The following is a 21733-nucleotide window of genomic DNA, read 5'->3' as shown; positions in this document are numbered from 1 at the left end:
CGCCGGGCTCGTCAGCCCTGGACCACGAACCAGTGGTACGCGTAGTCCGACCGGTTGCCGGCCTTGTCCACCGCGTACACCGAGATCGGGTACCAGCGCGCCTCGGTCGGCGTCAGCGTCACCGAGGCGGACCCGTCCGCGCCCGCCGGCACGGTGACCTCCGGGCCGTTGTCGAACTGGTAGACGTACTTCTCGACGTCGGGCATGCACGGCGTGAAGGTGAAGACACCGGGCACGCCCACGCCGCCGCCCGACTCACCGGCCGGGTAGGTCGTGGAGCTGACCGTCGGCGCGGTGCTCACCATGAAGGAGTAGCTCGCCTCCGGGGACAGCTCGCCGGTCGCCGAGCGGGCCCGGACGGTGAGCGTGTTGCGGAAGCCCCGGTCCGGGGTGACGGTCAGCTCGGCGGCGGTGCCGTCGGTGACCGTCACGGTCTGCTCCGGCCCCCCGTTGAGGCGGTACACGAACGCGACCGTGTCCGGCAGCTCCGAGTCGAACCGGAACGCGCCCGCCACGCCGACGCCGCCCTGCGGGTCGTACTCGTTGTACAGGTACGAGATGATCGTCGGCTTCGGCTCGCGGACGCTGAAGGTGTACTCCCGCGGCTGGGTGGTGGTGCCGTCCGCGGTCTCCCCGACCACGGTGAGCTGCCGCCAGCCGGCCTGCTCCGGCGTCCAGGTGATCGAGGCGGTGCCGTCGGCCGCCGCGTCGACCGTCTTCGTCTCCTCGCCCCAGAACGTGTAGTGGTACTTCACCATCCCGGCCCGCTGCGGGGTGACGGTGAAGACGCCGGCCACGCCGGGCAGCCCGCTGTTCGTCTCCTTCGGATACTGCACGGACGCGACCAGCGGCGCGTCGTTCACCAGGAACGGGTACGCGCGCTCGGCGGACACGGTGCCGTCGGCGCCGACCCCGCGCACCGTCAGCTCGTGCGGGCCGCCCTGCTCGGGGGTCCAGGTGACGGCGGCGTTGCCGTTGGTGTCGGCGTCGACGCTCTGCTCGGCGCCACCGTCGAACCGGTAGCGGTAGGCCACCGTGTCGGGAACCTCGGAGCTGAGCCGGAAGTCGCCCGCCTGGCCGGGCCCGCCGGCCCACAGATCGGGCCGGTACAGGTCGGAGAAGACCCCGGGCAGCAGGTCACGCACCCCGAAGAACCAGGTCGCCGGTTCCGACTCGGTGCCGTCCCGGCTCACGCTCCACACGCCCAGGTCCACCCAGCCTGCCTCGGTCGGCGTCCAGGTCACCGAGGCGGTGCCGTCGGCGTTGGCGGCCACCGTGCCGTCCACGCCGTTGAAGTGGTAGCGGTAGCTGACCGTGTCGGGCAGGCGCGGCGTGAAGGTGAAGACACCCGGCACGCCCTGACCGCCGCCGGTGGCGTACTCCTCGTAGACGGTCGCCGAGATCTTCGGCTCGGTGGGCAGCGAGAACTGCCGGGTGCTGGTGACCTCCACACCGGCGGCGGTGATGCCTGTGACGGAGAGCGTGCGGTAGCCGCCCCGGGTCGCGGTGACCGTGAACGCGGCCGTGCCGTCGGCGGCGGCGTCCACCGTCCGCTCCGGGTCGCCGTCCAGGCCGTAGCGGTAGCGCACCACCCCGTCGAGCTGCGACCGCACCTGGAACGTGGCCGGCACGCCGATCTCGTCCAGCCGGCCGTCGACGATCGGCGACACGTCGGTGGCGAAGAACGTGTAGTCGGTGCTCGCCGAGCGGTTGCCGACCGCGTCGAAACTCTCGACCGACAGCGTGTTGAAGCCAGGTCGGGGCGTCAGCGTGACCGTGGCCGAACCGCCTGCGCGGTCGGCGGCCACCATCTTCGCGCCGCCGTAGTTCAGCGCGTAGCCGTAGGACACGACGTCCGACGCGCCGTTGGCGCTGAACGTGAACGCGCCCAGCACGCTCGGATGCGAACCGTGGTCGTCCGGGAAGTCGGTCGAGGTGACCGCCGGCGGCGAGGCCGGGCCCTGGAAGTCGGTCCGGAAGTAGCAGACCGGGCTCCAGTCGCCGGTGGCCCGGCTGTCCGCCGCCCGCATCCGCCAGGCGTACGTCCGGTCATGCTGGAACGGACTCGGGTGCATCCGGTCGACGCGGCCCAGGGCGCGGTCACCGTCCCAGGCCAGGTCCATCCGCTCGATCCGCGCGTCCGGCTCGTCGACCGGCCATGCCTCGAACGAGACGGTGAGCTGGTCACGACCGCCGGTGTCGTTCTGGTCCCGGTCGTGCACCACACCGGAGAGCGTGGGGTTGCGCACCACCTGGTACGGCTCGGCGGTGGTGCACGCCGTGCCGCTCGTCGTCTCCAGGCCGGTCGGGACGCCGGGGCGGAAGTTGAAGTCGATGGAGATGCCGGCCCGGGTGGCGTACTTCCGGGCCAGCGTGGGGTCCTGCTCCACGCCGGCGGGCAGGCGCAGCGACAGGGTCAGCGTCGACCGGTCCTCGGCGAGCGCCTGCCGCAGCGCGTCGGTCGCGTCGAAGGCGACGTAGGGGGCCGGGCAGATGAACTCGTCGGTGAGCTGGGTGGTGTCCACCAGGCCCACGTCGGCCGGGGGCTTCCGCCAGTTCGACTTCGCGGTGTAGGGGCCGGTCCGCCACAACTCGATCTTCGGACGCTTGGTGCAGTCCGAGCCGGCGGTCTCCTTCACGTCGAGCTTGGCGTGCTCGATGTCGGCGCCCCGGTAACGGGAGATGTCGAACGTGAGGTAGGCGCGCGACGTGTGCGGCTTGCCCTGGGCGTCCGGCCAGGTGCCGACCGGCAGGTCGCCGGCCCGCTTCAGGTTGTTCTTGTCCGGCGTCTTGGAGTCGGTCCAGCCCCAGGAGGTGTTGGTCTCGTAGCGGACGTCGTACGCGGCGGCCGGCGCCGCGGTGGCGGTCACCGTGCCGGCCGCGACCACCGTGGACAGCGCGACGGCGAGCAGCTTACGCCGGACGGTCCGCAGTGGATTTCTGTCAGGCATGAGGGTCATCCCTCATCCACCTTTCCCCGATTTCACCCCGTACTCGATCGACGGGGGCAGCGGATGCTATCCAGCCGGACAGACATCGGGCGATCCCGATTGGCACCGGACCTGACCACACCGGACGTACGGCGGGGAAAGTCCGGCTGTCCGGTGGACCTGGGTCAGGCGCGGCGGTGCACCAGCCGCCCGGCGACCACGGTGGCCCGGCAGGAGCCGTCCGCGTCGAACACGGCGAGGTCGGCCCGGCCACCGGCCACCAGCGTCGGGGGCCGGGCGGCGGGCAGCACCGCCATCCCGTTGCGGGTCGCGGCGGCGCGTAGCGCCGGATCGGTGACATGCGCGTCGAGCACCGCGGCGACGCCGCGCCGGAACAGCGCGTGCACCCGTTCACGCGGCGTCGGCGCGGGCGGCAGCGGGCCGTCGTGCACCCGCGCCGGCCCGAGCGTGCCGGCCCACCGCCGCACCCGCACCTCGGGGTACGCGCCGGTCAGCTCGCCCAGCGGCGCGACCGCCTCGACGCGGTCGCCGCCCACCAGGACCGCCAGCCCGGGGCGGGGCTCGTCGTCGAGGGTGAGCCGCAGCAGGTCCGCGACGTGGACGGTGCGCACCGCTCAGCCGGCGTCGACCGGGCCGAGCACGGGCCGCTTGGCGGTGACGAAGTCCCCGGAGGAGCGGCCGGTCAGCCGACGCTTGATCCACGGGGCCAGGTGCCGGCCGGCCCAGCGCAGGTCGGCGCCGCGGGCGGCGAGCCACGGGGTGGGTGCCGGGTGCGGCGGCACCATCAGCCACTCCTCCTCGCAGCCCACGCCGAGCGCGGTGAGCACCTGCGCGGCGACCCGCCGGTGCCCGGCCGCCGACAGGTGCAACCGGTCGGTGCTCCAGAGCATCGGGTTGAGGTACGCCTCGTCGGCGTAGAGGTCGACCAGGATCGCGCCGTGCCGCTCGGCGACCTCCCCGACGGCCCGGTTGAGCAGCGTCACCCGGGGCGCCACCAGCCGCTGGCCGGGCAGCCGGGCCATCACGTCGGCGAACCGGAACAGCACCACGTCGCTGCCGCCGGACCGCAGCCGCCCGATCACCGCGTCGAAGCGCGGGACGAAGACGTCCGGGTCGAAGCTGCGGCGCAGCACGTCGTTGCCGCCGGCCGCGAAGCTGATCAGGTCGGGCTTCATGGCCAGCGCGGCCGGCACCTGCTCGGCCACGACGTTCGGGAACAGCCGGCCCCGGATGGCCAGGTTGGCGTAGCGGAAGTCGGGGCCGGCCTCGGCGGCGAGCCGGGTGGCGACCAGGTCGGCCCACCCCCGGTAGCTGCCGTCCGGATATGCGTCGTCCATGCCTTCGGTGAAGCTGTCGCCCACCGCCACGAAGCTGCGCCAGCGCACGGCGCCTCCCTCCGACGTCCCCCGCAGAAGCGTCGTCCAGTCTGTCACCGCTCGGTGCGCTCCCGCTCACCCCCCGGCCCGGACGTGGTGGACGTCTCGGCGTCCGGTTCCGGCCAGCCGCCGCGATCACCTTCCCGTGGTGAACGACTGCGGGGACGGACCACCTTCCGGTGCCCGCCCCCGCAGTCGACAGTCACTCGACGACCTGAAGGATCTGCTTGTCCTTCAAGGTCGTCGGTTCCCGACTCTCGCCGATCTTCCGGCCGTCCGCGCCGACCAGCACGAGCGCGTTGTGGTCACCGTCGCTCACCCGGGTCACCAGCTTGCCGTCGGCCCGGAACCAGGCCTGGAGCAGCGGCCGGCCACCGAGCGGCAGGTCGACCTGCCGGCCGGTGCGGGTGTCGATCACGGCGTTCGCGTCGAGTTCCCGCGCCACGTCACCGGCCGGCTCGTCCGGCTTGCGCAGCAGGAGCGCCAGCCGGGACCCGTCCGGGGAGATGCTCGCGACGTCGAAGGACGAACGGGCGCCCGACCCCCCGACGCCGGGGATCACCTTTTCCGCCGAACCGTCGGGTCGGTTCACCGCCACCCGACCCTCCCCGTCCGCGTAGGCGAGGACCTTGCCGTCGGCCGACCACAGCGGGTGGCAGCCCTGGACTCCGACGATCCGGGTGTACGCGCCCGTGTCCAGGTCGAGAATGCCCTTCTCCGATACCCGGGACGGCTCGGTCCGCAGGATCACCGAGAGCACGAGCCGGCGGGAGTCCGGGGACCACACCGGCGTCCAGCAGTCCGGTTCCACCTGACGGTGGCCGCCCGGCGTGAGTTTCCGGGAGTTGCCGCCGTCGACGTCGGCCACCCGCAGGTTGTCGTCCGCATCGACCCAGGCGACGCGCCTGCCGTCCGGCGAGACGGCCGCGTTCACGATCGCGGGGAGGCTGGGGAGCTTCGCCAGCCGGGTCGGCTGTGAGCCGGGCTTGAAGGACCAGAGGTACCCGACGGCCGAGGCACCCTCGCCGGTGGTCGTCGGACCGTAGAAGAGCCGCCCGATCGCAGCCCCGGCCGGACTTCCGCCGGCGGTGGTGCTCGGATCGGCGCTCGGTGAGCGGGACGGCTCGACGGACGGCGTCGGGGTGGGCTCCACCGGCGGCGGGGTGCTGGTCACCGACGGGAGGGCCGGCGCGGGCGCCGAACCGTCCGGCCGGATCGCCAGCGCGGTCCCGGTCGCGGCGGCCAGCACCAGCAGTACGGCGGCGGAGGTGGCGACGGCCCGCCGGACGCCGAGCCGGTGGGAGGTACGCAGGGCCCGGTCCCGCAGGTCGACCGGGGTGACCTCGTCGGCCAGGTCGGCCAGGTCGAAGCGCAGGCGATCCTGGTTCATCGGACGGTTCCTTCCGTGGCGTACAGGTCGGCGAGTTCCGGGGCGACGGTGCGCAGCTTGGCGAGCGCCTTCGAGGTCTGGCTCTTGACCGTGCCGACGGTGACGCCGAGCAGGTCGGCGGCCTCGGTCTCGGTGCGGTCCTCGAAGAAGCGCAGCACCAGCACGGCCCGCTGTTTCGCGGACAGCCGGGCCAGCGCGGCCCGGAGCGTGAGCCGGAGCGTGGTCTGCTGGGCGTGGTCGGGAGCCGAGTCGCCTCCGCGTGGCTCGGGCAGGTCGCCCGTCATCGACTCGGCGACCCGGCGGCGTCGCCACCAGGAGACCTGGAGGTGGTACATGATCTTCCGGGTGTACGCCTCCGCGTTGCCGCTGTCGTGCAGCCGGCTCCAGGAGCGGTGGGTACGGGCGAGGGCGGACTGAACGAGATCCTCGGCCAGGTGCTGGTCACCGGTGAGCAGGTAGGCCGAGCGCAGCAGCGCCGGTGTGCGGGTGCGCACGAACGAGTCGAACTCACTCAGGAGAGGGTCCACACGAGCCGATCCTTCGGGTCAGTGGTGCGTCGGTCTGATGCCTCCCCAGACGTCGCCCCGCCACTCGATGGTTGCCGCCGTCGGATGGTCGGTCCCGGCGGCTCAGTCCTCGAACACCGACCAGCAGATGTCGTTGCGCAGCCGCTGGTCGTCGAGGACCAGCTCACGGATCGCCGGCGGGAGCTGGTCGCGCTGCCAGCGGCACTCGCGCCGGCCCGCCACGTCGGCCTCCCCCGGTGGCGCGGCGGCCCGTACCGCCTTGATGGCGTACGCGGCGGCGCCGAGTTCATGCGCGGCGACGTGGGCGACGACCCCGGCCTGGCCGGCCGCGTACGCCGCGTGCCGGGCGGCTCCTCGCAGGTCGCGGGCCGCCCCCATGGCGTGACCGCCGGCCGCGCGGGACACCATCATCGTGATGTCGCCGCGCACCCAGGCCCGGATGTGTTCGATCGCCTGGCGAGGTCGCGGATCGTCGGGTCGGACCGTCTCGAAGAGGCCGAGGACATGTTCCGCGCACGAGGCGGCCCAGAGCGCGAGCAACCGGTGGTCGTCGTCGGTGAGCGTCCCGCCCCGGCGGATGGTCACGAAGCGGGGGTCCCGGACCTTCGGCAGGATCACGACGGGTGCTCCGTTCCGCCCGCGCGCAGGGCATCGTCCAGTTTGCTCATCAGCCGAGCGGCCCGGCTGCTGCCGCCGGTCGCCGGTGGGTAGCGGCGGAGCACGTCGACGAGCACCGGGGTGGCCCACCGCCGCGAGCGGTCCAGCAGCGCGTCGCCGACCGCCGGGTCACCACCGGCGGCCAGCTCCCCGATCAGCGCCGCGCTCGCCGCGGCCCGCAGGATGTGACCGACCTGGCTGGCCTGCGCGAGCGGATGCAGGTACGCGGCGGCGGCGGCATCACCGGCCGACCGCGCGGCCAGGCGCGCGGCCTCGGTAGGCGCGGACCGGGCAGCCCGGTGGGCGTCCACGGACGTCACGCGTTGCCGTCGCGTCCGGTCGGCGCCGTCGACGAACGCGCGGGCCGCGTCGATCGCCGCCCGGGGCCGGGCATCATCGGGTACGGCGTGCTCGAAGACCGGCAGGACGTCCTCGGCGTGCCGGACCACGTAGTGCGCCACGACACGCAGCTCGTCCATGGTCAGGTCGAAGTCCCCGGACACGACATTCCTGCGGGCGGTCACGTCGGTGGATCGTAGCCCTCGACGGCGCGCCCGGCAGCGCCTCGACGGTAGGGCCCCCAGCCGACGAACCTGTCGAACAGTTCGCGTGGGGTCGGGCCGTCGTGCGGGGCGAGCCGGAACAGGTCGTGGGTGGCCTCGTGGTAGAGCCCGGAGAGGTAGACGGCCAGGTCGACCGGGTGGTCGGCGTACTCGGCGGTGAGCAGCAGGCGGGCCTGGGCGCAGGGCCACGGGCCGCCGCAGGCGCGGCAGAGCCACAGTGGTCGGATCGGCAGGTGCGCCGGGTGGCCCCGCTGGCAGGGACGCGGTCGGTCCGGGTACGGCCCGAGCCGGGGTACGGGCAGGTTCATGCGTGACAGTGTGCTGATCACACCACTACGCTCGGAAGTCGCCACGGCCGGGGCGGGAGGGATCCGGGAACCGCACGGCCGATCGAGGAGGACGGGTGGAGAACGAGCCGACCGCCGAACTGATCCGCGCACAACTCCGCCGGCTGCGGCTGAAGGCCGAGCTGAGTCAGGAGGAGTTCGGAAAACTCGTGCACTTCTCCAACTCGCAGGTGTCGGCCGTGGAGCTGGGCCAGCGTCCGCTGGACCGGTTCTTCCTGCGACGGGCCGACGAGGTGCTGGGCACCGGCGGGCTGTTGACGTCGCTGCTGAAGCTCGCCGAACGGGACGGCCAGCCGAGCTGGTTCCGCCCCTGGCTGGACGCCGAACGCCAGGCCCAACAACTGCGCACCTACCAGCCGACCCTCGTCCCCGGGCTGCTCCAGACCGAGAACTACGCCCGCGCCATGATCCGCACCGACGACCTGATCAGTGATGACGAGGTGGAGCGGCGGCTCGGGGTTCGACTGGACCGACAGGCGATCCTGTCGAGCGCCAACCACCCGAAATACATCGCGGTCATCGAGGAGTTCGTCCTGCGCCGCGCCGACGAGAGCTGCCGTGGGTTGATGGCCGAGCAGATCGCCCATCTCATCGAACGCACCGAGCACCCGCACATCGACGTCCACATCGTGCCGACGCGGGTCACCATGCACGTCGGCCTGGTCGGCCCGTTCGCTCTGGCCCGTGGCACGGACGGCGGCTGGGTGGGTCATCTCGAAAACCAACTCGGCGGCGTGGTGGTCGACAACGACGAAGACGTGGCGACGCTGCTGTCCAGATGGGAGAGTGTCCGGAGCGAGGCGCTTCCGCGCCACCAGTCGGCCGAGCTGATGAAGGAAGTGATGACCTCATGGAGCTGACCGACGCGATCTGGCGGAAGTCCACCCGCAGCGGCACGCAGGGCGACTGCGTCGAGGTGGCGGGCAACCTGGTCGGGGTGGTCGGGGTGCGGGACAGCAAGGACCCGACCGGTCCCGTGCTCACCTTCACCGCCGACGCCTGGCGTGCCTTCGTCCGGGTCGGCACCCGCCGCGACCCGTTCACGCCATCAAGTTCGTAGGCCCGCCGGCTGGGTCTCAGAGGTAGAGGCAGAACGGGTGGCCGGCCGGGTCGAGGTGCACCCGTACGTCGTCCTGCGGCTGGTGGTCGGCCAGCGTGGCCCCGAGCGACACCGCGTACGCCGAGGCGGCCTCCAGGTCGTCGACCTTGATGTCGAGGTGGAGCATCATCGGCGGGTCCCCCGGCCCGGCCGGCCACACCGGACGCACGTACGCCGGCTCGTCCTGGAACGCCAGCGTGGCCCCGCCGCCCGGCGCGGCCAGCACCACCCACTCCGGCTCGTCCTCGCTTCGCGGCCAGTCGAGCAGCCGCTCGTAGAAGCCGGCGAGTTCCTGCGCGGAGGGCGCGTCGAGCACGGTGGACGTCAACGAGAAACGCGGTCGCTCACTCATGGCTGTCTTCCTACCCGACGCCTACGACGGTCACCCGAACCGGCGGCCGGTGCGGCAGCACCGGGCCGAAACGGATCGCCCGGTCCCGGCTGGTCGCCGTACGCTGCGGCAATGCTGCTGCGCATGTCGACCCTGCTGCTCCGGACCCTGCGCGAGGACCCGGCCGACGCGGAGGTGCCGAGCCACCGGCTGCTGCTCCGCGCCGGCTACGTCCGCCGGGCCGCACCGGGCGGCTACACCTGGCTGCCGCTGGGCAAGCTGGTGCTGGACCGGATCACCGCGATCGTCCGGGACGAGATGGTCGCGATCGGCGACCAGGAGGTGCACTTCCCGGCGCTGCTGCCGGCCGAGCCGTACCGGACCAGCGGGCGGTGGACGGAGTACGGGGACGACATCTTCACGCTCGCCGACCGCCGGGGCGCCGAGCACCTGCTCGCGCCGACCCACGAGGAGATGGCCGCGCTGCTGGTGAAGGATCTGTTCACTTCGTACCGGGACTTCCCGGTGACGCTGTTCCAGATTCAGACGAAGTTCCGGGACGAGGCCCGCCCCCGGGCCGGCGTGCTGCGCGGGCGCGAGTTCCTGATGAAGGACGCCTACTCCTTCGATCTGGATCCGGCCGGGCTGGTGGCTACCTACGCCCGGCACCGCGAGGCGTACCAGCGGATCTTCACCCGGCTCGGGCTGGACTTCACGGTGGTGCGCGCGACGTCCGGCGCGATGGGCGGCTCGGCGTCCGAGGAGTTCCTGGCCGCCACGCCGGCCGGGGAGGACACCTACGTCGGCTGCACGGCCTGCGACTACGCGGCCAACACCGAGGCGGTGGTGACCCGTGCCCCGGCCGCCGGTGACCCGGACGCGCATCCCGCCACGGCGGTGCACGACACCCCGGAGACGCCGACCATCGCGGCCGTGGTGGAGGTGGCGAACACCCGCGCGCTCGCCGGCCGCACCGATTGGACCGCGGCGGACACGCTGAAGAACGTGGTGCTGGCCGTCCGCCGGCCCGGTGCCGAGCGGGCCGAGCTGCTGGTCGTCGGCCTGCCCGGAGACCGCGAGGTGGACCTGAGACGGGTCGGGGCGGTGCTGGCCCCGGCCACCGTGACCGTGTTCGACGACTGGGCCGCGCATCCGGAGCTGGTCCGGGGCTACCTGGGGCCGCAGATCCTGGCCAAGCACGGCATCCGTTACCTGGTCGACCCCCGGGTGGCCGCCGGCACCACGTGGCTGACCGGGGCCAACGAGCCGGGGCGGCACGCCACCGACGTGGTGTGCGGGCGCGACTTCGTGCCCGACGGCACCATCGAGGCGGCCGAGGTGCGGCCCGGCGACCCCTGCCCGTCCTGTGCCGACGGTGAGCTGACCATGCGGCGCGGCATCGAGGTGGGGCACGTCTTCCAACTCGGCCGCCGGTACACCGACGTGTTCGCGGTGGACGTGCTCGGCCGCGAGGGCAGGCCGGTCCGGCCCGTCATGGGCTGCTACGGCATCGGCGTGTCCCGGGCGGTCGCCGCTGTGGCCGAGCAGCACCACGACGACCGAGGGCTGGTCTGGCCGGCTGCTGTCGCGCCGTGCGACGTACACCTGGTGGTGGCCGGGAAGGGGCCGCAGCTCGACGCGGCGCTCGCCCTCGGCGGGCGGCTGGCCGACGCCGGCCTGCGGGTGCTCGTCGACGACCGGGCCACCGTCTCCGCCGGGGTGAAGTTCACCGACGCCGAGCTGATCGGCATCCCGCGCGCCGTCGTGCTCGGCCGCCGGCTGGCCGACGGGTACGCCGAACTGCGTGACCGGGCCACCGGTGAGCGCACCGAACTGGCGGTGGAGGTGGTCGTCGAGCGCCTGTGCGACGAGTTGGGCGCGACGCGCCGCAACCGGGTGTAGCGATCCTGCCACCGGGTACCGCAATTGGATCGACCGAGGCGTTTCGGAGGCTCTCATGTACCGCGTCAGTGACGTGATGACCAAGCAGGTCGTCTATCTTCCCGCAGAGACCCCGTTGGACGAGGCGGCCCGGGTGATGAAGGAGTCGGACATCGGCGACGTGGTGGTGACCGACGGCGCCACGCTCGCCGGCATGCTGACCGACCGCGACATCGTGGTACGCGCCGTGGCCGAGCGCGCCGATCCGGGCACCACCACGATCGGCTCGATCATCACCCGCGAGGTCGTCATGATCGAGCAGCACTGCACCGCGAACGAGGCGGCGGCGCTGATGCGCGAGCGCAACATCCGGCGCGTCTTGGTGTGTGACAGCGACCGAAAACTGGTCGGCATCGTCTCCCTGGGCGACCTAGCCATGCAGCTAGACCCCCAGTCGGCCCTGAGCGACATCAGCGAAGCCGCCCCAAACGCGTGAAAGGCGGGGCCCCTTCTTAACGCCTCTGGTAGAGAAGGGGCCCCTTCTCACCACCAGGCGGGCGGATAGCCTCGACCCATGCCCGAGATGCCGACCAAGCTGGCCGAGATCGTCGACGAGTTCGCCGCCGCCCCGCGCGACGTCGTGTTGGAGATGCTGCTGGAGTTCGCCGACGTGATCCCGCCCCTGCCGGAGGGAGTCGACCGGGAGGAGCTGGAGCAGGTCCCGGAGTGCCAGACCGCGTTCTTCCTGCGCGCCGAGGTGACCCCGGACCGCACGGTGAACACGGTCTTCGACTGCCCGCCGGAGGCGCCGACCACCCGGGCGTTCGCCGGCATCCTCGCCGACGGGCTGGCCGGGGCGAGCGCCGAGCAGGTGCTGGCCGTACCGGACGACCTCTACCAACGGATGGGCCTGGCCCAGGCGATCAGCCCGCTCCGGGTGCGCGGCGGCACGGCCATCCTGGCCCGACTGAAGCGGCAGGTCCGGGAACAGATCGCCTGACCGGCGGGTTGTCGCTGGTCATGGAGATCGAGATCTACGCCGACGTCGTCTGCCCCTGGTGCTGGATCGGCAAGCGCCGACTCGAACAGGCCCTCGACTCGTACGACGGCGAGGTGACCGTCCGGTTCCGGCCGTTCCAGCTCGACCCGACGCCGGTCACCGAGCCGAAGCCGCTGCTGGACGCGCTGGGCGACAAGTTCGGCGGCCGGGACAAGGCCGAGGGCATGGCCGCCCACGTCTCCGGCGTCGCCGCCGGCGCGGGGCTCGACCTGCGGTTCGACCGCGCGGTGGCGGCGAACACGTTCGACGCGCACCGGCTGGTGCGGTTCGCCACCGAGCACGGTCGGGCCGCCGAGACGGTCGAGCGGCTCTACCGGGCGCACTTCTTCGACGGCCTCGACGTCGGCTCGATCGACGTGCTCGTCACGCTCGCCGGTGAGGTCGGGCTGGACGAGACCGAGGCGCGCCGCTACCTGACGTCGAACCTCGGTCGCCGCGAGGTGGCCGCCGAGCTGAGCGCCGCGCACCAGCTCGGCGTCTCCAGCGTGCCGACCTTCGTGCTGGCCGGGAAGTACGCGGTCACCGGCGCCCAGGAGCCGGAGACGCTGCTCGCCGCGTTGCGCGAGGTCGAGCAGCGTGAGGCGGCCGGGTGATGTTTCACGTGGAACAAGATCGATGCCAGTGAGCGGCTAGGCCGGTCGGGCCAGCCCGTCCACCACCTGCGCCCCGGGCAGCGCGCCGAGCGCCGGCCCGGGCAGGGCGATCTTGCTGTGGCGTACGCCCGATCCGATGATCACGTGCGGCGTGGCGATCACCCGCGCGTCGACCAGGATCGGCCACTCCTCGGGCAGCCCGATCGGGGTGATCCCGCCGTACTCCATCCCGGTCAGCTCCACCGCCTCGGCCATCGGCGCGAAGCTCGCCTTGCGGACGTCGAGCAGCTTGCGGACCACGCCGTTCACGTCGGCGCGGGTGGTGGCGAGCACGATGCAGGCGGCGTACCGGGTCTCGCCGCCACGCTTGCCGGCGACCACCACGCAGTTGGCCGACTCCGCCAGCTCCACCTCGTACGCCGCGCAGAAGGCCGCGGTGTCGGCCAACTCGGCGTCGATCGGGGCGACCAGCACCTCGGCCACGTCGACAGGTGCCTCGTCCGGCCACCGCTCCACCGCCGCGGCGACCGGCGGAGCCAGCAGGTCCAGCCGGAGGCGGGCCGGCTCGGTCTTCAGCGTCCCCATCACGGGTGCGATCCTCGCACCTGTGCGGAGAATCCGCTCGCCAGCGTGTTAAGCGGGGCCCCTTGCTATGCAGGATCCGTTAACAGGGGGCCCCTCCTTACACCTCGGTGAGCTGGCGGCGTTGCAGCGGCTCCGGGCGGTTCGCCTCGGCGTCCTGGATGCCGTGCCGGACCCCGACCCGGATCACGCCGTAGAGGAAGACGAAGCCGAAGACGTAGAGCACCACGGTGGCGACAAAGACCAGCATGGGCTCACGGTAGGTCGACGGCGGACGCGACCGGCTCTCGTCTTCGCCCCGTTCCCCCGTACGGGTCCGGTCAGCCCGCTGCCGACGGGGTCACCCGTCCCGCGAGCACCAGACCGAGCAGGCCGCAGCCGGCCGCGACGGCGAGCGTGGCCGCGTAGCTGGCCGGGCCGGGCGACGAACCGGCGGCCAGCACCGCCCCGGTCAGCGCCAACACGGTGGCCGCCGCCAGCGAGTCGCCCAGTTGCAGCGCCGAGGAGTTCCGGCCCTGCTCGGCCGGGGCGGACAGCTCCAGCGTGAGCACCGACAACGAGGGATAGAGCAGCCCCATGCCGAGGCCGGCGACCGCCCAGGCGGACACCGCGAGCGCCACCGGAACTGCCGGCAGCAGCGCCGACGCGACACCCGCTGTACCGACCGCGATGCAGGCCAGCCCGGCCCGGGGCAGGCTGGCGGCGGACCGGGGCGCGGCGATCCGCCCCTGGAACCAGGAGCCCACCGACCAGGAGAGCGCCCCGACGGTGAGCACCAACCCGGCACCGGTGGGCGTGAACCCGCGTTCCCGGGAGAGCATCAGCGGGATCACCACCTCCGCGCCGACGAACGCCGCCGACGCCAGCCCGCGCAGGCCGATCACCGTCGGCAGCCCGCGCGCCGCCCGCAGGAACCCGGGCGGCAGCAACCGGGGTACGCAGGCGAGCATCCCGGCCAGCGCCACGCCGATCAGGCCGACGGCGTACGCGCCGCGCTGCTGCCCCCCGTAGTGCAGCAGCGCGGCGCTCGCCCCGGCGCCGCAGGCCCAACCCACCCGGGCCAGCGCGCCGACCGGCGGCCGGGTCGGCACGACGCCGGCCAGCGTCCGCAGCCCCGGCTGGATCAGCAGCACCGCCGGCACCGCGACCGCCGGCACCGCGAGGAACACCCAGCGCCAGCCCAGGTGCTCGACGATCAGGCCGGCCAACGCCGGACCGACGAGCGACGGCACCACCCAGGCCGCCGCGAAGGCGGCGAACATCCGCCGCCGCAGCCGCTCCGGGTACGCGTGCCCGACGATCACGTAGAGCGCCACGGAGAGCAGACCGGAGCCGAAGCCCTGCACCACCCGCCCGACGACAAGCGTCCCCATGCTGGTGGCGGCGCCCGCCACCGCCAGCCCGGTGACGAACCAGGCGACCCCGTGCCACATCGCCGGCCGGGGTCCGCGCGCGTCGCACCAGATGCCGGATGCCACCATCGCCACCACGCCGGAGGCGAACGGGCCGCCGAAGGCCAGCGCGTACAGGCCGAGCCCGTTCAGGCTGCGCGCGACCGTCGGCATGGCGGTGCCCACCGCGAGCGCCTCGAACGCCAGCAACGACACCAGGGCGACGCTGCCCACGGTCATCGCCCGCAGACGTGGTGACCAGAGGTCCCGGTCCTCCGCTGCGGCGGTGGCGGCGATCGTCATGTACCCAGCCTGTGACCTCAACCGTGGTTGAGGTCAACTGTGGGCTCGGTCTCGTCAGGCGGTCTCCAGCGCCTCGCCCACGCCCTTCACCAGGCCGGAGAAGTGCTGGTCGGCCAGGACGTGCCCGGCGGTGATGACCAGGGCCAGCGGCCACTCGATGACCTGCAACGCGGTGAGCACCCCGATGCCGGCGTAGTAGGCCAGCTTGTCCGGCGGGGGCACCGCCACCTCACCCAGCAGCGGCACGTCCACCCGCCGGCTGTACGCCCGGACCATCTCCCGCGATCCGCTCAGATGTCGGGTCAGTGTGCTCATCCCAGCCTCCCCGGTTGCGACGACGGCATCGACCCGATCGGCATTCCACCACCCCCGTCGTCCATGCCCCGGGCGGTGGGGGAAACTTCCCCCTCCGGGAGGGCATAACGGACGTCGCGCCGGGAAGTCGGGCCGCCGGGACGAGTCCGGGAGGCGAGATGGCGTACGGCTTCGCCGGTCTCCTGCTGGCTCCGGCCGCCGTACCGGACGCGGTCGCGCGGGTCGCCCGTACCGTCGGTTCGGTCCTGCCCGGAGCCGCCGTGCCGACCGGGGTGACCGAGGCGGCGGGCGCGGTCGGCACGGCCGCCACCCGGCTGGCCCGGGTGGCCGGGCTGACCCGCCGTCGGGTGTGGTCCGCCGACGGCCGGCACCACATCGAGGTGCACGGTGTCTGTCAGGACGGCGGGGACCGGCTGGCCCGGCAGGTCGAGGCGGCGCTGGAGGCGGTGCCCGGCGTGGCCTGGGCGCGGGTGAACGCGCCGTCCGGCCGGGTGGTGGTGGCGACCCGGGAGCCGAGGCCGAAGCTGCGGGACCTGATCGACACGGTGGCGCGCGCCGAGCACACCTGCCCGTACGAGCCGGACCCGGAGATCCCGCCGCCGCATCCGCCCGAGGAAGGGCCCCGTACCCCTCGTACGCTCGGCGCGCTGGCTTCCGACGCGCTCGGCCTGACCATCTCGGCGGCCACCCGGATCCTGCCGTTCACCCCGGTCCCCGGGGAGGTCGCGGGACTGCTGAACGCGGTCGACCTGCACCCGAAGCTGCACGCGCTGGCCGACCGGGGTCTTCGCGCCGACCCCCGCGCCGAGGTGTTCTTCCCGCTGGCCGAGGCGGTGGTGCAGGGCCTCACCGGAGGGTGGGCCGGCATCGTGCTCGACGGCGCGCAGCGGGTGGTGCAGTGGGGTGAGGCGCGCGCCCAGCTCGCCGCCTGGAGCCGCGCCGAACCGCGGCTGACCGGCGACCCGGACCGGGCGGTCGCCCGGGTGCCGGACGGTGAGCGTCCCTGCCCGGTCCCGGACGGCCAGGCCGAGCGCTACGTCCAGCGGATGCTTGCGGCGGGCGCGGCGACCGGCGCGGCGGCGGTCCCGTTCGCCGGCGGCAAGCGGGCCGCCGCGCTGGCGCTCTCCGCGCTGTCCAAGGCGCCCGGCAGCGGTCGCGAGGGGTACGCGGCGCAGCTCGGCCGGATGCTGGCCCGGCGTGGCGTGATCGCGATGGACCGCAGCGTGCTGCGCGAGCTGGACCGGATCGACACGGTGCTGCTGGACGCGGCGGTGCTCGGCTCGGACCGGGGCGTGCTGGCCGACCTGGCGCCGCTGCCCGGCGCCGACACCGGCCAGGTGGCCGCCCGGGCGTTCGCCCTCTTCGACCCGGCCGACCCGAACGCGGTACGTGCCGACGACGGCTGGCAGATCGGACCCCTGGACCGGCTGGCCGCCGAAGACCCCGGCGACACTCCGGACAGCGAGCGGTTGCGTGCCGACGGCGGACGGCTGCTCGGGCTGGCCCGGGACGGTCGGCTCGCCGCCGTACTGCGGGTCGAGGCGGAGCCCGCCCCCGGGGTGGACGCGCTGGTGTCCGCCACCCGCCAGGCCGGGTTCCGGCTCGTGATCGGTGGTGCCGAGGACGGCCGGTACGACGTGGGCGACCGTCGCGTACCGGGTGGGACCCGGCTCGCCGACGCGGTACGCGACCTGCAACGCGAGGGCGCGGTGGTGCTGGTGGTCTCCGGCGAGCGGTCGGCGCTCGCGGCTGCCGACTGCGGTCTCGGCGTGGCCGCGCCCGACGACCTGCCCCCGTGGGGCGCGCACCTGCTGGTCGGCGACGACCTGCGCGTCCCGGCCCTGCTCGTCGACGCCGCCGGGGTGGCCCGCCGGATGGCCCGGCAGAACATCCGGATCGCCATGGCCGGCAGCGGGCTCGGCGCGCTCGGCGCGTTCACCGCCGACCGGCGGCAACTGCCCGGCCGGACCATGGCGGCGGTGAACGGCGCCGCCGCGGTCGCGTTCGCGCACGGCGTGTTCCGGGCGCACCGGCTGCCGGACCGCACCGGTACCCCGGTGCCCGCGCTCACCGCCTGGCATCTCATGCCGGTGGAGACCGTCCTCGACCAGCTCGGCACGCACTCCGGCGGGCTGACCGACGAGGAGGCGGACCGTCGGCGGGGTGCCGGTCCCGGCGACGGCCACGGGCCGGCCGGGCTGCTCCGCGCGTTCGTCGACGAGCTGTCCAACCCGCTCACCCCGGTGCTGGCCGCCGGCGCGGTGCTCTCCGCCGCGTTCGGCTCCCTCGTCGACGCGGCGCTGGTCGGCGGTCTGGTCGGCGGTTCCGCGCTGATCGGCGCCGTGCACCAGCGCAACACCGAACGGTCGCTGGCCGAGCTGCTGTCCCGCTCGGCGGTCACCGCCCGGGTACGACGCGACGGCGCGGAACGGGTGGTGCCCGCCGAGGACCTGGTGCCGGGCGACGTGGTGAGCATCTCCTCCGGGGACGCCGTACCGGCCGACTGCCGGGTGCTGACGAGTGACGGCCTGGAGGCCGACGAGTCGTCGCTGACCGGCGAGTCGCTGCCGGTGGCGAAGAGCCCCGACCCGGTGGTCGCGGCGGCGATCGCCGAGCGGCACTCGATGCTGTTCGAGGGCACCACGGTGGCCGCCGGGCACGGCACCGCCGTGGTGGTGGCCACCGGCGCGGAGACCGAGTCGGGGCGGAGCCTGACGTTGGCCCGGCAGGCCCCGCCGGTCAGCGGCGTGGAGGCGCGGCTGGGGAAGCTGACGAAGAGCGCCGTACCGCTGGCGGCCGGCTCGGCGATCGCGGTGGCCGGGGCGGGACTGCTCCGGGGCGTACCCCTGGCCGAGACGGCGGCGACCGCCGCGAACCTGGCCGTGGCGTCGGTGCCGGAGGGGCTGCCGTTCCTGGTCAGCGCCGCGCAGTTGGCGGCGGCGCGGCGGCTGGCCGCGCACGGCGCGCTGGTCCGCAACCCGCGCACGATCGAGGCGCTGGGCCGGGTCGACGTGCTCTGCTTCGACAAGACCGGCACGCTGACCGAGGGGAAGCTGCTGTTGGCCGGCGTGGGCACCGGCGACGACCGGTACGCCCCGGCGGACCGCCTCGACGACGAGCCGCTCCGGTCGACGCTGGCCGCGGCACTGCGGGCCACTCCGGCCGCGGCCGACCCGGACGAGTTGCCGCAACAGACCGACCGCGCGGTACGCCGGGGCGCGAACGCGGCCGGGGTGACCGAGCGCACCGGCGCGGCGGAGTGGACCGCGACCGGTGGGCTGCCGTTCGAGCCGTCCCGGGGGTACAGCGCCGCGGTCGGTCGCACCGCCGACGGGTCGCTGCTCAGCGTGAAGGGCGCGCCCGAGTCGGTGCTGCCGCGCTGCGCGTCCCGGCGGACCGCCACCGGTGACCGGCCGTTGGACCCGGCCGGCCGGGACGAGGTGCAGGCCATGCTGGCCGACCGGGCCGGCGCCGGGCACCGCATCCTCGCCGTGGCCGAGTGTCGGGTGTCCACCGACGCGGTCACCGACGAGCAGGTCGACGGCCTGGTGTTCGTGGGTTTCCTGACGCTGGCGGACGGGGTGCGGGAGAGCGCCCGGCCGGCGGTGGAGCGTATCCGGGCGGCCGGCGTGCACACCGTCATGATCACCGGCGACCATCCGGCCACCGCCGAGGCGATCGCGGCCACCATCAGCCCCGACCACGGTCAACAGCGGGTGGTGACCGCGACCGACCTGGACCGGCTCGACGACGGCGCGCTCGCCGAGCGGCTGATGGCCACCGACGTGGTGGCCCGCTGCACCCCCGCGCACAAGGTCCGGATCATCCAGGCGTTGCAGCAGCGGGGCCGGACCGTGGCGATGACCGGCGACGGCGCCAACGACGCCCCGGCGATCCGGCTGGCCGACGTGGGCATCGCGCTCGGCCAGCGGGGCACCCCGGCCGCCCGCGCCGCCGCCGACCTGGTGGTCACCGACGATCGGCTGGAGACGATAATCGCCACGCTGGTCGAGGGGCGGGCCATGTGGTCGTCCGTCCGGCACGCGCTGAGCATCCTGGTCGGCGGCAACCTCGGCGAGATCGCGTTCAGTGTGCTGACCGCCGCCTCGACCGGCCGGTCCGCGCTGAACGGGCGGCAACTGCTGCTGGTCAACCTGCTCACCGACCTGGCGCCGGCGCTCGCCATCGCGGTCCGGCCACCGGCCGACGACCGCGCCGACCACCTGCTGCGGGAGGGCCCCGACTCGTCGCTCGGCGCCACCATGACCCGGGAGATCGGGCTGCGCGCGGCGGCTACCACGCTGGGCGCGACCGCCGGCTGGACGCTGGCCCGGTGGACCGGCACGCGACGCCGGGCCGGTACGGTCGCGCTCGCCTCGCTGATCGGCACCCAGCTCGGCCAGACCGTGCTGGCCGGCGGCACCAGCCCGACCGTGCTGGCCGCCACCGCCGCGTCCGTCGGCGTGCTGGTCCTGGTGGTGCAGACGCCCGGGGTCAGCCAGTTCTTCGGCTGCACCCCGCTGGGCCCGGTGGGCTGGACCATCGCCACCGGTTCGGCGCTCGGCGCGACGTTCGCCAACGGCGCGCTGACCCGGCTGGTGGACCGCCTGCCGCAGCCCGGCTCGTCCTGACGGGGCCCTATTGCCAGGTGGCGGCAGCCCGGCGCAGCCGGTCGTTGATCGCCCGCCCGACCCCTTCGTCGGGCACCGGCTCGGCGACGATCTCGGTCACCCCGGCCGCGTCGAGCCGGTGCAACGCGTCGAAGAGCCGCGCGGCGGCAGCCGTCAGGTCTCCCGCCGGCGACAGCACCTCCACCGCCGCCCAGTCGCCGTCCGCCGGTGGCTCCCGGAAGGCCAGGAATCCCCGCCGGCCGCCGTCGCGCGCGTCCGCCGCACCCAACCGCAACGGGGTACGCGGGGCGTAGTGCGCGGCCAGCGTCCCGGGCGCGACCGGCTGACCGGAGCTGCCCTGGCGGATCTCGACCGGCCCGACGGCCTCGACCAGCGCCTCGACCGGCAGCGCGCCCAACCGCAGCACCACCGGCCGCTCGCCCCGGGCGTCCACGATCGTCGACTCGATGCCGCAGCGGGTGGGCCCGCCGTCGAGCACCACGTCCACCGCGCCGCCCAGCCCGGCCACCACGTGCTCGGCCCGGGTGGGGCTGAGCTGGCCGAACCGGTTGGCGCTCGGCGCGGCCACCGGCACGCCGGCGGCGGCGATCAGCGCCCGGGCGGCCGGCTCGTCGGGCACCCGGACGGCCATCGTGTCCAGGCCGGACGTGACGATCGGCGGAATGGTCGCCGGCCGGTCCACGATCAGCGTGAGCGGACCCGGCCAGAACCGCCGCACCAGCGCGTCCACGGCCGGCGGCACGGCACCGACCAGCGCGGGCAGGTCGGCGGCGTCGGCCAGGTGGCTGATCAGCGGGTCGAAGCTGGGCCGCGCCTTCGCCTCGAAGATCCGCGCCGCGGCCCGGGCGTCGAGTGCGTTCGCGCCCAGCCCGTAGACCGTCTCGGTGGGGAACGCGACCAGCCCGCCGGCGCGTAGGACGGCGGCGGCCTCGTCGATGCCGCTGCCGGCCGGCAGGACACGCGGGGATCCGTTGCTCACGCTGCGACGCTAGCCTGCCCCGCTCCCCGTCCCGTCCCGGCCCCGCCGCACTGCGGTGATCATGAAGTTGGCCGCACGTTTCGTCCGTTTCACCGCCGCCAACTTCATGATCACCGCAGTCAGTCGGCGGGGTGGTCCGGGTCAGGGAGGGTGGGTGCGTCGGTGGGGTAGAGGCCGGCGGCGAAGCCGTAGACCTGGTCACCGGCGCGGGGGATCTGGGCGAACCGTCGGGCCAGCGCCTGCACCTCCGCCCAGAACTCCCGCACGTCCTCGATCGGGATGCGCGCGTGCACCAGCGTGCACCGCAGCTCGTCGGCGGCGTGCGCGGCGGCGGCCTCCGCCGCGGCCTCGGCCAACCCGTTGATCCGGGCGACGACCTGCTTGTCCTCGGGCCGGTTGAGCACGCCGACGTAGAACGTGCGCGCGACCCGGCCGTAGAAGCGTTCCTCGATGGCCCGGACCCGGCGGGTACGCACCACCCGCAGCAGCCCGGCGTCGACGAGCTGGTTCACGTGGTAGGCCACGCTGCTCTTCGGCCGGTCGACGGCGCGGGCCAGCTCGTTGACCGTGGCCGCACGCTCCAGCAGCAGCTCCAGCAGGGTGCCGCGCAGGGGGTCGGCGAGCGCACGCAACTGCTCGGGCGCGGTGACCACGAGCAGGTCGTCGAGGTCGTAGTCCGGGACCCGCTTATTGACCGACATTTCTCGACCGTTCTAATATTCTGGTTCGTTCGATGATTCCGGTCCGACAATTGGGA

The 21733-nt window shown here is 73.9% G+C and carries 22 protein-coding genes; 7 read left to right on the top strand and 15 right to left on the bottom strand.

Annotation, left to right across the window (positions count from 1 at the left end):
• Positions 1 to 11 precede the first annotated feature (11 nt).
• From ACZ6O5_RS18375 to ACZ6O5_RS18340, 8 genes are all read right to left on the bottom strand, one after another.
• Positions 12 to 2951 carry a hypothetical protein gene (locus ACZ6O5_RS18375; protein WP_465978570.1) on the bottom strand — a complete coding sequence of 980 codons (2940 nt, stop codon included), beginning with the start codon at positions 2949 to 2951 and terminating at the stop codon, positions 12 to 14.
• A gap of 164 nt (positions 2952 to 3115) precedes the next feature.
• Positions 3116 to 3562: a hypothetical protein gene (locus ACZ6O5_RS18370; RefSeq protein ID WP_465978569.1), complete on the bottom strand. Its 447-nt coding sequence runs from the start codon at positions 3560 to 3562 to the stop codon at positions 3116 to 3118.
• Positions 3563 to 3565: 3 nt separating this feature from the next.
• Complete coding sequence (locus ACZ6O5_RS18365; protein WP_281933824.1) at positions 3566 to 4336, bottom strand: SGNH/GDSL hydrolase family protein; 771 nt, start codon at positions 4334 to 4336, stop codon at positions 3566 to 3568.
• Between the two features lie 193 nt (positions 4337 to 4529).
• Complete coding sequence (locus ACZ6O5_RS18360; protein WP_465978567.1) at positions 4530 to 5717, bottom strand: TolB family protein; 1188 nt, start codon at positions 5715 to 5717, stop codon at positions 4530 to 4532.
• Positions 5714 to 6244: a SigE family RNA polymerase sigma factor gene (locus ACZ6O5_RS18355; protein WP_107158158.1), complete on the bottom strand. Its 531-nt coding sequence runs from the start codon at positions 6242 to 6244 to the stop codon at positions 5714 to 5716. Before ACZ6O5_RS18355 ends, ACZ6O5_RS18360 begins: the two co-directional genes overlap by 4 nt.
• Before the next feature lie 102 nt (positions 6245 to 6346).
• On the bottom strand, positions 6347 to 6862 hold the full coding sequence (locus ACZ6O5_RS18350) for a putative immunity protein (protein ID WP_465978565.1): 516 nt from the start codon (positions 6860 to 6862) through the stop codon (positions 6347 to 6349).
• Positions 6859 to 7425 carry a putative immunity protein gene (locus ACZ6O5_RS18345; protein WP_465978564.1) on the bottom strand — a complete coding sequence of 189 codons (567 nt, stop codon included), beginning with the start codon at positions 7423 to 7425 and terminating at the stop codon, positions 6859 to 6861. The genes ACZ6O5_RS18350 and ACZ6O5_RS18345 overlap by 4 nt, the downstream gene beginning before the upstream one ends.
• A complete protein-coding gene (locus tag ACZ6O5_RS18340) occupies positions 7422 to 7772 on the bottom strand; it encodes a hypothetical protein (RefSeq protein ID WP_465978562.1) in 351 nt (116 codons plus the stop codon). Before ACZ6O5_RS18340 ends, ACZ6O5_RS18345 begins: the two co-directional genes overlap by 4 nt.
• A 95-nt stretch (positions 7773 to 7867) precedes the next feature.
• Between ACZ6O5_RS18340 and ACZ6O5_RS18335 the strand changes: the two genes are divergently transcribed.
• Positions 7868 to 8671 (top strand): helix-turn-helix domain-containing protein, encoded by an 804-nt coding sequence (locus ACZ6O5_RS18335; RefSeq protein WP_465978560.1) that lies wholly within the window; start codon positions 7868 to 7870, stop codon positions 8669 to 8671.
• Positions 8662 to 8871, top strand: a complete 210-nt coding sequence (locus ACZ6O5_RS18330; RefSeq protein ID WP_465978558.1) for a DUF397 domain-containing protein — start codon at positions 8662 to 8664, stop codon at positions 8869 to 8871. The genes ACZ6O5_RS18335 and ACZ6O5_RS18330 overlap by 10 nt, the downstream gene beginning before the upstream one ends.
• 16 nt (positions 8872 to 8887) lie before the next feature.
• Here ACZ6O5_RS18330 and ACZ6O5_RS18325 read toward each other — a convergent pair whose 3' ends face one another.
• Positions 8888 to 9262 (bottom strand): VOC family protein, encoded by a 375-nt coding sequence (locus ACZ6O5_RS18325; protein ID WP_281933871.1) that lies wholly within the window; start codon positions 9260 to 9262, stop codon positions 8888 to 8890.
• 111 nt (positions 9263 to 9373) lie between these two features.
• On the opposite strand from ACZ6O5_RS18325, the gene ACZ6O5_RS18320 reads away from it, so the two are divergent.
• The 4 genes from ACZ6O5_RS18320 (at position 9374) to ACZ6O5_RS18305 (ending at position 12775) form a co-directional block, all read left to right on the top strand.
• Complete coding sequence (locus tag ACZ6O5_RS18320; protein WP_465978555.1) at positions 9374 to 11143, top strand: proline--tRNA ligase; 1770 nt, start codon at positions 9374 to 9376, stop codon at positions 11141 to 11143.
• A 55-nt stretch (positions 11144 to 11198) separates the two neighbouring features.
• A complete protein-coding gene (locus ACZ6O5_RS18315; RefSeq protein WP_405091806.1) occupies positions 11199 to 11618 on the top strand; it encodes a CBS domain-containing protein in 420 nt (139 codons plus the stop codon).
• A 78-nt stretch (positions 11619 to 11696) separates the two neighbouring features.
• Positions 11697 to 12122, top strand: a complete 426-nt coding sequence (locus ACZ6O5_RS18310) for a SufE family protein (RefSeq protein WP_465978553.1) — start codon at positions 11697 to 11699, stop codon at positions 12120 to 12122.
• A gap of 20 nt (positions 12123 to 12142) precedes the next feature.
• A complete protein-coding gene (locus ACZ6O5_RS18305; RefSeq protein ID WP_465978551.1) occupies positions 12143 to 12775 on the top strand; it encodes a DsbA family oxidoreductase in 633 nt (210 codons plus the stop codon).
• 36 nt (positions 12776 to 12811) lie between these two features.
• Here the strand turns inward: ACZ6O5_RS18305 and ACZ6O5_RS18300 are convergent, their stop codons facing one another.
• The 4 genes from ACZ6O5_RS18300 to ACZ6O5_RS18285 all read right to left on the bottom strand — a co-directional run bounded on the left by ACZ6O5_RS18300 (position 12812) and on the right by ACZ6O5_RS18285 (position 15366).
• Positions 12812 to 13360: a YbaK/EbsC family protein gene (locus tag ACZ6O5_RS18300; protein ID WP_396772569.1), complete on the bottom strand. Its 549-nt coding sequence runs from the start codon at positions 13358 to 13360 to the stop codon at positions 12812 to 12814.
• Between the two features lie 97 nt (positions 13361 to 13457).
• Positions 13458 to 13607, bottom strand: a complete 150-nt coding sequence (locus ACZ6O5_RS18295; protein WP_199199841.1) for a hypothetical protein — start codon at positions 13605 to 13607, stop codon at positions 13458 to 13460.
• Between the two features lie 70 nt (positions 13608 to 13677).
• Complete coding sequence (locus tag ACZ6O5_RS18290) at positions 13678 to 15051, bottom strand: MFS transporter (protein WP_465978549.1); 1374 nt, start codon at positions 15049 to 15051, stop codon at positions 13678 to 13680.
• A gap of 54 nt (positions 15052 to 15105) precedes the next feature.
• Positions 15106 to 15366 carry a hypothetical protein gene (locus ACZ6O5_RS18285; protein WP_281933880.1) on the bottom strand — a complete coding sequence of 87 codons (261 nt, stop codon included), beginning with the start codon at positions 15364 to 15366 and terminating at the stop codon, positions 15106 to 15108.
• A gap of 158 nt (positions 15367 to 15524) precedes the next feature.
• Here ACZ6O5_RS18285 and ACZ6O5_RS18280 point away from each other — a divergent pair, with 158 nt between their 5' ends.
• Entirely contained in the window at positions 15525 to 19997 is a 4473-nt protein-coding gene (locus ACZ6O5_RS18280; protein ID WP_465978546.1) for a cation-translocating P-type ATPase, read from the top strand.
• Positions 19998 to 20004: 7 nt separating this feature from the next.
• Here the strand turns inward: ACZ6O5_RS18280 and ACZ6O5_RS18275 are convergent, their stop codons facing one another.
• Positions 20005 to 20952 (bottom strand): L-threonylcarbamoyladenylate synthase, encoded by a 948-nt coding sequence (locus ACZ6O5_RS18275; protein WP_465979058.1) that lies wholly within the window; start codon positions 20950 to 20952, stop codon positions 20005 to 20007.
• A 143-nt stretch (positions 20953 to 21095) separates the two neighbouring features.
• Positions 21096 to 21677, bottom strand: a complete 582-nt coding sequence (locus tag ACZ6O5_RS18270) for a helix-turn-helix domain-containing protein (RefSeq protein ID WP_465978544.1) — start codon at positions 21675 to 21677, stop codon at positions 21096 to 21098.
• Between the last annotated feature and the right edge of the window lie 56 nt (positions 21678 to 21733).

This window comes from Micromonospora sp. NPDC049201 (genome assembly GCF_055586805.1).
Note: the sequence above shows the minus strand (reverse complement) of the source record. Positions and strands in the feature narration are given on the sequence as shown.

Bases quoted from the DNA above. Each gene is read 5' to 3' on its own strand.
- ACZ6O5_RS18375 (WP_465978570.1), bottom strand. From the start codon at position 2,951: ATGCCTGACAGAAATCCACTGCGGACCGTCCGGCGTAAGCTGCTCGCC.
- ACZ6O5_RS18360 (WP_465978567.1), bottom strand. From the start codon at position 5,717: ATGAACCAGGATCGCCTGCGCTTCGACCTGGCCGACCTGGCCGACGAG.
- ACZ6O5_RS18340 (WP_465978562.1), bottom strand. From the start codon at position 7,772: ATGAACCTGCCCGTACCCCGGCTCGGGCCGTACCCGGACCGACCGCGT.
- ACZ6O5_RS18330 (WP_465978558.1), top strand. From the start codon at position 8,662: ATGGAGCTGACCGACGCGATCTGGCGGAAGTCCACCCGCAGCGGCACG.
- ACZ6O5_RS18325 (WP_281933871.1), bottom strand. From the start codon at position 9,262: ATGAGTGAGCGACCGCGTTTCTCGTTGACGTCCACCGTGCTCGACGCG.
- ACZ6O5_RS18320 (WP_465978555.1), top strand. From the start codon at position 9,374: ATGCTGCTGCGCATGTCGACCCTGCTGCTCCGGACCCTGCGCGAGGAC.
- ACZ6O5_RS18315 (WP_405091806.1), top strand. From the start codon at position 11,199: ATGTACCGCGTCAGTGACGTGATGACCAAGCAGGTCGTCTATCTTCCC.
- ACZ6O5_RS18310 (WP_465978553.1), top strand. From the start codon at position 11,697: ATGCCCGAGATGCCGACCAAGCTGGCCGAGATCGTCGACGAGTTCGCC.
- ACZ6O5_RS18305 (WP_465978551.1), top strand. From the start codon at position 12,143: ATGGAGATCGAGATCTACGCCGACGTCGTCTGCCCCTGGTGCTGGATC.
- ACZ6O5_RS18300 (WP_396772569.1), bottom strand. From the start codon at position 13,360: ATGGGGACGCTGAAGACCGAGCCGGCCCGCCTCCGGCTGGACCTGCTG.
- ACZ6O5_RS18295 (WP_199199841.1), bottom strand. From the start codon at position 13,607: ATGCTGGTCTTTGTCGCCACCGTGGTGCTCTACGTCTTCGGCTTCGTC.
- ACZ6O5_RS18290 (WP_465978549.1), bottom strand. From the start codon at position 15,051: ATGACGATCGCCGCCACCGCCGCAGCGGAGGACCGGGACCTCTGGTCA.
- ACZ6O5_RS18285 (WP_281933880.1), bottom strand. From the start codon at position 15,366: ATGAGCACACTGACCCGACATCTGAGCGGATCGCGGGAGATGGTCCGG.
- ACZ6O5_RS18280 (WP_465978546.1), top strand. From the start codon at position 15,525: ATGGCGTACGGCTTCGCCGGTCTCCTGCTGGCTCCGGCCGCCGTACCG.
- ACZ6O5_RS18270 (WP_465978544.1), bottom strand. From the start codon at position 21,677: ATGTCGGTCAATAAGCGGGTCCCGGACTACGACCTCGACGACCTGCTC.